The organism is Xenophilus sp., assembly GCF_044462705.1.
Lineage (GTDB): Bacteria > Pseudomonadota > Gammaproteobacteria > Burkholderiales > Burkholderiaceae_C > Xenophilus > Xenophilus azovorans.
The window spans coordinates 1-7,478 of sequence record NZ_JBIQNC010000219.1 but is presented as its reverse complement, the minus strand read 5'-3'; the positions used below and the strand labels follow the sequence as shown (position 1 = coordinate 7,478).

Here is a 7,478-nt window from a genome sequence, read left to right as displayed (position 1 = left end):
CACGGCGGCGGCCAGCGCCTGGGCCACGGCGGGCGCCGGCGCGGCGCTGCCGGCGTCCACCCGCGCGGCGCTGCCGTGGCCGCGCCGCTCCAGCGCCAGCAGCAGGCGCAGCTGCCAGTCGGCGACGACGAAGAGCACGCCGTCTTCCACCGTCAGCTCCTGCACGCCGCGCAGGCGGTTGGCCAGGCGCCGGCCGAAGGGCCCCCAGCCCTGCGCCAGCGCGCCGCCGAGTGCCCCGCCCAGCGCCGCGCCGGCGCCCAGCGACAGGCCGCCCACCGCCAGGTCGGCCACCACGCCCACCGCGGCGCCCACGGCCGCGCCCTGGCCCAGCCGCACGCCGGCCTGGCGCAGCGTCTCGGGGTGGAACAGGTCCAGCGTCCAGCGGCCCTGCAGCGGCGGCAGGGGCGCCTCGGCACCGTCGCCCTCGCGGAAGCCGTACAGGCCGAGCAGCGTGTCCACGTGGTGCTGCGCGCGCTCGGTCACCTGGCGGCGCAGGGCGTTGACCTCGGTGCGGCGGGCGGTCTCGTCCTGCATCGCCTCGGCCGGCACGGCGCGGCGCATGGCGGCGATCTCGACCAGCCCTTCGGCGATCAGCGTGCAGCCGGCCTCGCGGCGCGCTTCGGCCTCGCGCTGCAGGTGCGCGGCGATGGCGCGCAGCGATTCGCGCCGCGCGGGCAGCAGCGTGCCCAGGTCCTGGTACAGCTCGCGCTCGGCGCCGGTGAAGGGCGCGGCGGCGTCGAAGCGCACCACGGCGTGCAGCCCGGCCGCCGCCAGCATGGCGCGCCATTCGGCCTCGCCCGCGCCCTGGCCGGCCGCCTGCGCGACGAAGTTGAGCACCGGCATCACCGGCTTGCCGCAGGCGCCGAGCAGCTCCACCTCGTCGCGGAACTTGGGCAGCACCGGCTCGCGCACGTCGATGACGAGGAAGGCGGCGTCGGCCTCCTCCAGCAGCGTGCGCAGCACCTTGGCCTCCTGCTCGAAGGCGCCGTGCGCCTCGGGCCCGGCGAGAAAGCGGCGGATGCGCTCGGGGCGCGAATCGCCGTCCAGCGTCTGCACGTGGGCCAGCAGCGTCACCGCGTCCTCCAGCCCGGGCGTGTCGAAGAAGCGCACGGCGGGGCGGCCGTCCACGCGCAGGTCGATGCGCTCGACGTGGCGCGTGGTGCCGGGCCGGTCGGAGACCTCGCCGAAGTCGACGCGGCGGGTGAGCGTGCGCAGCAGCGAGGTCTTGCCGGCGTTGGTGTGGCCGACGACGGCGATGCGCAGCGGGGCGGCCTCGGGGGATTCGGTCATGGTGCGGCAGGTGGGAGCAGGGCGTCGGCGGCCTGCGTGGCGCAGGGGATGTCGTCCAGGCCGATGGAGGCGAGCCAGCGCTGCCAGCGGTCGGCGCCGGCGGGGGCGTCGTCCGGCGTGTCGGGCGCACCCAGCAGCCACAGCCGGCATGCGCCGGCCAGCGGCAGCGCCTCGCGCAGCAGGCGCTCGGTGCCGCGGTCGGGGCTGGCGGCGGCGCGGCAGGCCAGCACCAGCAGGCGGGGGTGCAGGCGTTCCAGCGCCTGCAGCAGCGCCAGGCGCTGGGCGGCGCTGCCGTCCACGCGCAGCGTCTCGGTGACGGCCGGCGGCAGCGGCGCCGGCGGCCAGGGCCAGTCGGCGGGCAGTTCGAAGCCGGCCAGCAGCACGGCGTCGCTGGGGGCGACGGCGTGCGAGGGGTGGGCGGGGCGCGGGTCGCCGCCGTGCGTGTCGGCGTCCACCACCTCGGCCGGCGCGAGGGCGTCGAAGCGGGCGAAGAGGCGCTGGTAGTAGGGCTCGCGCCAGTCCGGCGCGAGCCGGCCGCGCCGCGCGCGCCACATGGCGGCGCACAGCAGCGCGCACAGGGCGCGGGGCAGCAGGCCGTAGACGATCACGCAGCCCACCAGCCAGCCGGCGAGCTGCCGGTCGGTGGGCGCCGCTGCATCCGGCACGGGAAAGCCGAGCCAGCCCGGCGCCACCGCCAGCGCCTGTACCCAGCGGGCGAAGACGGCCGGGTCGAGCAGCGTCGTCTCCCAGCCCAGCGTGTAGCGGCGGAAGGAGAGGGCGAACAGCAGCGCGCCCAGCGCCGCCGCGAAGGCCAGCGTCCACACCACGTGGCTGGCCAGCCCCAGCAGCCAGGGCAGCAGCCGTGCGCGCTCCAGCAGGCGCAGCCCGCCGTGCAGCAGCGCCGCGCCCTCGGTGCCCCGGCCGAGCGTGAAGCGCGCCGTCAGCGTGAGCCACAGGCGCCCGATCAGGCTGCCGCCGAAGGCCGATGCGCCCGGCCACGCGAGCGCCAGCAGCCACAGGGCCAGCGTGACCAGGTGCGTGCCCAGCAGAGCGACCAGCGCGGCCATGACGTTGATGCGGCGGTCCTGCGCATCGACCACGCCGCCGGCCAGCGCCAGCCCGGCCAGCACCACCGCCGCCGCCAGGCCCAGCAGCACCCAGGGCGCCGCCCGCTGCGCGCGGGCCAGCCGGCCGCGCAGGTCCAGCCGCTCGGCCAGCAGCCCGGCGCGCCGCCCGGCCTGGGCCTGCCGGCTGCCGCCGGCGGCCGCGGCCTGGCGCAGGGCCTGGCTGTCTTCCAGCGGGCCGGCGTCCTCGATCAGGCGCACGGCCTCGGTCAGCAGGGCGGCGGCAGCGGGGCGGGCGGGTGGCGAAGCGGAAGGCGGATGCAAGTCGGTCGGGCGCGCGGCGATGAAGAGAGATTGAAACCGGCCGGACGGCCCTGAATTGCAGAGGGGCGGCGCCGGACGTGCGGCGCATTGTCCGACGCGGCGCCGGGTGAAAAGGAAGCCGGTTCCCCGGAAAATAGGCCAGAATGCCGGCATCGGTCACAGGGGTTCCCTGTCCAGCGCCTGCTTCCCCTGGCGGGCATGAAAGGAAAGTCATCATGGCAAAGCGCAACCGCGAAGGCGATGGCCTCGGCTGAAGCCCACCCCCGCCACCCCCGAAAGCCCAGTCGCGTACTGGGCTTTTTGCTGTCTGCGGTGCTGGCGGCCACGGCGCTGTTCGCGCTGGCCGAGTGGCTGGGCGGGCGGCGCATCGTGCTGGCGGCGCCGCCCATCGGGCTGGAGAAGGCGCAGTGGGTGGTGCTGCTGGGCGCCGTGGCGGCGGTGGCGGGCTGGATCACCTCGGCCATCGTGACCATGCGCAACTCGATCCGGCAGCACACCATCACGACGCTGCTGAACTCGCGCCTGTCGGAAACCTACATGAGCCAGACGCGGCTGGTGAACGCGCGCTACTTCACCCCGTCCGGCGCGATCTACCGGCTGGGCGAGGAAGAGGCCCGCAGCGGCGCGCCGGAGGCGCAGATCCCGGCGCTGCGCTACCTGCTGAACTACTTCGAGTTCATCGCCGTGGGCATCCGCTACGGCGACCTGGACGAGACGCTGATGAAGCAGACCTTCCGCGGCATCCTGTGCGGGGTGTACGAGGCGGCCGAGCCGCTGATCCGCCAGCGGCGCACGACGCCGCCCGGCAGGAAGGCTGCGCCGCGGACCTTCGAGCATCTGCACTGGCTCTATGAGCGGTGGTTCGATCCGGAACTGCAGAGGCAGGTGCTGGACAGGCCGGTGGCGAATCCGTATCGCCGCCGCAGCGTTTGAGCCCTCCGATCCGTTCACGCTGAGCCTGTCGAAGCGCCGCGCCCGGCTTCGACAAGCCCAGCCCGAACGGCTCTTGTGGCACCACGCGGCCACGGCGCGAACCTCAGCGGTATGTCAGCGCCGCCTCGTCCAGGTCCACCGCCGGCAGCGTATGCCGTTCCGTCTCGTATTCGTGCATGTGGGTCCAGGGCTCGCGGTCGCCCTGGCGGTGCATGCGGTGCTGGGTGCGCAGCACGTAGCCGGCGTTGAAGTTGGCCGGGTCGCACCAGGGCAGCAGGGGCATGCCGACGTCCTCGGGCCGCAGGCGGGGCGTCACGGCGGCGGCGCCGCGCTGCGCCATGTGGTCGAGCAGGCGGCAGACGAAGCCGCACACCAGGTCCACCCGCAGCGTCCAGCTCGAACGGAAGTAGCCCTGCACGTAGGCCAGGTTGGGCAGGCCCTCGATCATCAGGCCGCGGTAAGTGACGCGGGGCGTGAGGTCCACCGGCGCGCCGTCGACGGCGAAGGGCACGCCGCCGAACAGGGCGAGGTCGAAGCCGGTGGCGGCCACGACGACGTCCGCATCCAGCCGGCCGCCGCCGGCCAGCACGATGCCGGCCTCGTCGAAGCACTCGATGGCGTCGGTGACGATGCTGGCCGTGCCTTCGCGGATCGCGGCGAACAGGTCGCCGTCAGGCACCACGGCCAGGCGCTGCTGCCAGGGGCGGTAGGCGGGATTGAAGTGGCGTTCCACGTCGAAGCCCTCGGGCAGCAGCGCGCGGGTCTGCGCGATCAGCCAGGCACGCAGCGCCTCGGGCTGCTCGAAGGACATGCGCGTCAGTTCGGCGTGGCGGGCGATGTGCGCGCGCCGCAGGATCTCGAACAGCCATTCCTCCGGGATGTCCAGCGCGCGCAGCGGCGCGGCGAGTTCGTGCTCCCAGCCGCGAGCGATGAAGAAGGTGGGCGAGCGCTGCAGCAGCGTGACGTGCGCCGCCTGCCCGGCCAGCGCCGGCACCAGCGTGGCCGCGGTGGCGCCGGAGCCGATCACGACCACGCGCCGGCCGGTGCAGTCCAGGTCTTCCGGCCAGTGCTGCGGGTGGACGAGCGTGCCCGCGAAGCGTTCCATGCCCGGCCATTCGGGCAGGTGTCCCTTGGCGTGGTCGTAGTAGCCCTGGCACAGCCACAGGAAATTGCAGGTGAGCGTCGACGCCTCGCCGGTGGCCCGGCGAACGAGCCGCACCGTCCAGCGCTGTTCACTGGAGGACCAGTCCGCCGCGGTCATCTTCAGGCCGTAGCGGATGTGCGGCGCCAGGCCGTGCTCGTCGATGGTCTCGGCCAGGTAGGCGCGGATCTCGTCGGCCGTGGCCAGCGCGCGGCCGCGCCAGGGCTTGAAGCCGTAGCCGTAGGTGTACAGGTCGCTGTCCGAGCGCGCGCCCGGGTAGCGATGGGTGCGCCAGGTGCCGCCGAAGCCGTCCATGGCTTCCACGACGGCGAAGCGGCGCTGCGGCTGCTGCCGGCGCAGGTGGCAGGCGGCGCCGATGCCGGAGACGCCTGCGCCGATGATGAGGACGTCGAGGTGTTCGCCGTGGCTGGTGCTCATGACCGCTTGTCTCCTGCACGTCCCGTGGCGCGCCTGTGGTGTTCGACTCTAGACGCCCAGGCGGCCGTTGCACGGGCACATTGGCGACGGCCGCTGCCGCAAGCCTCACCCTGCGGTGGGCCAGTGGGCCTGGAAATCGAAGGAGAGCTGTTGCTGGTGGCGGATGGACAGCAGCACCACGCTGGCCGGCAGGTGGGCGTACAGGAGCAGGTGGTGCGTCATCACGTATTCGCGGATCTCGCCGCCGGAGGCGATGGCGTTCAACTGCTGGACCAGTCGCTCTTGCGCACTGGCGACCTCGACCGAATGGGCCTGGCGCGCCAGGAAGCGCCGGCCCATGCCGGGGAAGCGCTCCAGGTTGGGAATGACGATCTCAGCCAGTTCGTCCAGCAGGGCATCGAAGGCCTGGGGCGCCTCGGCCTGCAGCAGGAAGGCCTGGATGTCGCGCAGGTTGTGCTCGAAGTTGGCGGTGAGCTTGACGACGTGCCTGCGCTGCGACGGCGGCATGGCGTCAGTTATCAGACGGGTTGCTCGCCCGGCCGCCGGCGCGGCGGCGCCTGAGGGCCGACAGCGTGCTGCGGGCGTCCTTGACCTTGCCGGCCGCCAGGTCGGCCAGGCCGCGGCTGGCTTCGTCGATGAGCAGCAGGTGGATGCGCTCGCGTTCCAGCCGGTGGTAGTAGTCCAGCCGCTGTGCGTCGATCAGCGCGACATAGCTCTCGCCGTTCTTGGTGATGATCTTCTCGCTGCCCGCCTTGACCTGATCCGCCAGGTCGGACAGCTGGGCGCGCGCCTGAGAAAGGGGGATCACATCGCTGGTGGCAATGGCCATGAGATTTTCTACCAAAGTTTGTACAGAATTCTGTACATCTTAGACGCGCTCGGCCGGTTCCGGCAATAAAAAAAGCGGCCGCGCAGGGCCGCCTTCGGCGCCAATCCGGCAGGGACTACTTGCGCGCTTCGTCCTTGATCTGCGGCAGCTCCGTCCCCTCCGGCTTGGCCAGCAGGCCGGCCTGCACGTAGGTGGCCAGCTTGGCGCGGGTGTCGACGATGTCGAGGTTGCGCATGGTCAGCTGGCCGATGCGGTCGGCGGGGGAGAAGGGCGCGTCTTCCACCTTCTCCATGCTCAGGCGCTCGGGCGCGTAGGTGAGGTTGGGCGATTCGGTGTCGAGGATCGAGTAGTCGTTGCCGCGGCGCAGTTCCAGCGTCACCTCGCCGGTGATGGCGCGCGCCACCCAGCGCTGCGCCGTCTCGCGCAGCATGATGGCTTGCGGGTCGAACCAGCGGCCCTGGTAGAGCAGGCGGCCGAGCTTGATGCCGTTGATGCGGTACTGCTCGATCGTGTCCTCGTTGTGGATGCCGGTGACCAGCCGCTCGTAGGCGATGTGCAGCAGCGCCATGCCGGGGGCCTCGTAGATGCCGCGGCTCTTGGCCTCGATGATGCGGTTCTCGATCTGGTCGCTCATGCCCAGGCCGTGGCGGCCGCCGATGCGGTTGGCCTCTTCCATCAGCGCGACCAGGTCGTCGAAGCGCTGGCCGTTCAGCGCCACCGGGCGGCCTTCCTCGAAGCGCACGCGCACCTCCTCGGGCTTCACTTCCACCTCGGGCTTCCAGAAGGCCACGCCCATGATCGGGTTGACGATGCGGATGCCGCTGCTCAGGTGCTCCAGGTCCTTGGCCTCGTGCGTGGCGCCGAGCATGTTGGAGTCGGTGCTGTACGCCTTCTCGACCGACATCTTGTAGTCGAAGCCGTTGGCGATGAGGAACTCGCTCATCTCCTTGCGCCCCCCCAGCTCGTCGATGAAGGTCTGGTCCAGCCAGGGCTTGTAGATCTTCAGGCCGGGGTTGGTCAGCAGGCCGTAGCGGTAGAAGCGCTCGATGTCGTTGCCCTTGAAGGTGCTGCCGTCGCCCCAGATGTTGACGTCGTCCTCTTTCATGGCGGCCACCAGCATGGTGCCGGTGACGGCGCGGCCCAGCGGCGTGGTGTTGAAGTAGGTCACGCCGCCGGTGGAGACATGGAAGGCATTGGCCTGCAGCGCGGCGATGCCTTCGGCCACGAGCTGCTGGCGGCAGTCCACCAGGCGGGCCTTCTCGGCGCCGTAGGCCAGCGCCTTGCGCGGGATCTCGTCGTAGTCGGGCTCGTCGGGCTGGCCCAGGTTGGCGGTGTAGGCGTAGGGCTGGGCGCCCTTCTTCTTCATCCACAGCAGCGCGGCGCTGGTGTCCAGGCCGCCGGAGAAGGCGATGCCGACCTTCTGGCCGGTGGGGAGGGATTGGAGGATGGTGCTCATGGT

General features: G+C 72.3%; 7 protein-coding genes. 1 reads left to right on the top strand and 6 read right to left on the bottom strand.

What is annotated here, in order from left to right:
• A partial coding sequence (locus tag ACIY1X_RS22690) for a GTPase/DUF3482 domain-containing protein (RefSeq protein WP_399684985.1) occupies positions 1-1,290 on the bottom strand: 1,290 nt, incomplete at its 3' end.
• Entirely contained in the window at positions 1,287-2,678 is a 1,392-nt protein-coding gene (locus ACIY1X_RS22685; RefSeq protein ID WP_399684983.1) for a DUF2868 domain-containing protein, read from the bottom strand. The genes ACIY1X_RS22690 and ACIY1X_RS22685, both read right to left, overlap by 4 nt.
• Positions 2,679-2,978: 300 nt before the next feature.
• Between ACIY1X_RS22685 and ACIY1X_RS22680 the strand changes: the two genes are divergently transcribed.
• Positions 2,979-3,611 carry a DUF4760 domain-containing protein gene (locus ACIY1X_RS22680; protein WP_399684980.1) on the top strand — a complete coding sequence of 211 codons (633 nt, stop codon included), beginning with the start codon at positions 2,979-2,981 and terminating at the stop codon, positions 3,609-3,611.
• 103 nt (positions 3,612-3,714) lie between these two features.
• Here ACIY1X_RS22680 and ACIY1X_RS22675 read toward each other — a convergent pair whose 3' ends face one another.
• From ACIY1X_RS22675 to argG, 4 genes are all read right to left on the bottom strand, one after another.
• Positions 3,715-5,190: a flavin-containing monooxygenase gene (locus ACIY1X_RS22675; protein ID WP_399684977.1), complete on the bottom strand. Its 1,476-nt coding sequence runs from the start codon at positions 5,188-5,190 to the stop codon at positions 3,715-3,717.
• Between the two features lie 105 nt (positions 5,191-5,295).
• A complete protein-coding gene (locus ACIY1X_RS22670; RefSeq protein ID WP_399684975.1) occupies positions 5,296-5,697 on the bottom strand; it encodes a type II toxin-antitoxin system RelE/ParE family toxin in 402 nt (133 codons plus the stop codon).
• 4 nt (positions 5,698-5,701) lie between these two features.
• Positions 5,702-6,019 (bottom strand): type II toxin-antitoxin system Phd/YefM family antitoxin, encoded by a 318-nt coding sequence (locus ACIY1X_RS22665; protein WP_399684972.1) that lies wholly within the window; start codon positions 6,017-6,019, stop codon positions 5,702-5,704.
• A 115-nt stretch (positions 6,020-6,134) separates the two neighbouring features.
• Positions 6,135-7,475 (bottom strand): argininosuccinate synthase, encoded by a 1,341-nt coding sequence (gene argG, locus ACIY1X_RS22660; protein ID WP_399684987.1) that lies wholly within the window; start codon positions 7,473-7,475, stop codon positions 6,135-6,137.
• Between the last annotated feature and the right edge of the window lie 3 nt (positions 7,476-7,478).